At 38.1% G+C, this 1,719-nt stretch carries 1 protein-coding gene; it reads right to left on the reverse strand.

The features are described from left to right. Positions 1-1,600, reverse strand: a 1,600-nt coding sequence (locus AC04NP_RS30455; protein ID WP_482863901.1) for a condensation domain-containing protein, incomplete at its 3' end; no start/stop codon positions are given. Positions 1,601-1,719 lie beyond the last annotated feature (119 nt).

Consider the following 1,719-nt stretch of genomic DNA (forward strand, 5'->3'; position numbering starts at 1 on the left):
TCTCCGTATCATTGAACACTTCCAATAATTGATGCCTTTCTTCCTCGGTAAGCATCGATAGATCACGTAACCGCGATGACGGTGATTGTACGATCCCTGCCAACAATTCCTGATAATGAATAGCCATCCTTTGGATCGTTTCTTCCTTAAATAAATCAGTACAGTAATTAATGTTGACAGAAAAACCTTTACCGGTTTCAGATACGGTCATCTTCAAATCAAAATTAGCGGTAACTTCCCCTTGACCTTTATAATGAGATAATGTAAGACCTTCTATTTCATATTTTTCAGTTCTTTTATTTCTCTCAACATCCCGTGCATTCTGCAATACAAATAACACCTGAAACACAGGGTTCATACTCTTATCACGTGTTGTTACCACACGCTCTACCACCTTCTCAAAGGGAACCTCTTGGTGGTCATAGGCATCTAAAGTCGTTTGTTTAATGGCTTGTAAAAATTCCTGAAAAGAACTATTCCCTATAACTTGGGTGCGAAGTGCCAAGGTATTCACAAAAAAACCGATCATCCCTTCCAACTCCTTCTGTATACGGTTCGCTACCGATGTACCCACACAAATATCTTCTTGTCCACTGTACCTGCTCAATACAACTTTGAAAGCGGCCAATAGCGTCATAAAAACAGTAGTACCTTCACGCTGGCTCAACGATTTTATACCTGTGCTTAAAGCACCATCCAATTTAAAAGAAAGGTTTGCCCCTGATACACTCCGAACAGCAGGCCGAACATAATCCGTAGGTAATTGCAGCGTACTTGCCTCTTCGAGTTGGTTCTCCCAATACGTTAACTGTTTGTCAATAATATCATCTTCTAGATGATTACGCTGCCATAACGCATAATCCATATACTGCAGGGGCAATGGCGGTAAACTAACCTCTTTGCCCGAGGCATAAGAACGATACAGCTCCATAAATTCCTTTACCAGGATACCCTGCGACCAGGCATCACTGGAAATATGGTGGAATACCCCTGCCAGAACATATTCCTTACCTCCCAGGTCATATAGACACGAGCGGAACATATAATCCGCGCTCAAATCAAAAGGGGCCGATAAAAAAGATGTTATATCTTCAGATAATAATGAACCGTCATTAGTTAAATCCTTGGAAGACAGCTCCCAATCATCGGCCGATAACAACTTCTGATACCCTACGCCCTCCTCTGAATAAATAACCGTACGAAGGACCTCGTGACGGCTTACCACCTGATGAAGACTCAAAGACAACGCTTGCTTATCCAATTCGCCTGAAAGTCGTAACGCAAAAGGTAGATGGTATTCCAAACTCCCCTGTAACTGATCCAAAAACCATAGGCTTTCTTGACTAAAGGATAATGGAATATGTTCATAAAGATCTCGATTATAGGTTTTTATTTTCTCGTTTAAGAGAATAATTGCAGAACGATCTCTTTTGTTATAGACCTTTAAATGATTAATTATAGTTGTTTTCTCTTTTTTTAAAATCTTTAAGAAATCAGGATCTATTTCTTTTTTTGTAGACTTTACAACTAAAGCATCTTCTTGTAACTCTAAAAATACTCCTAATGCCTTAGCTTTTTCTAATATTTTAATAACTTCCATTTTCTATTTTAATCTAAGTTTAGATAGTTTGTTCAAATAATATTTCATCATCTTTTCCACTATCTTTTAAAGAAAGACATTGAATATAATTACCCAATTGTTCAATACAATTAAGTTCA

The organism is Agaribacillus sp. DX54 (assembly GCF_056858335.1).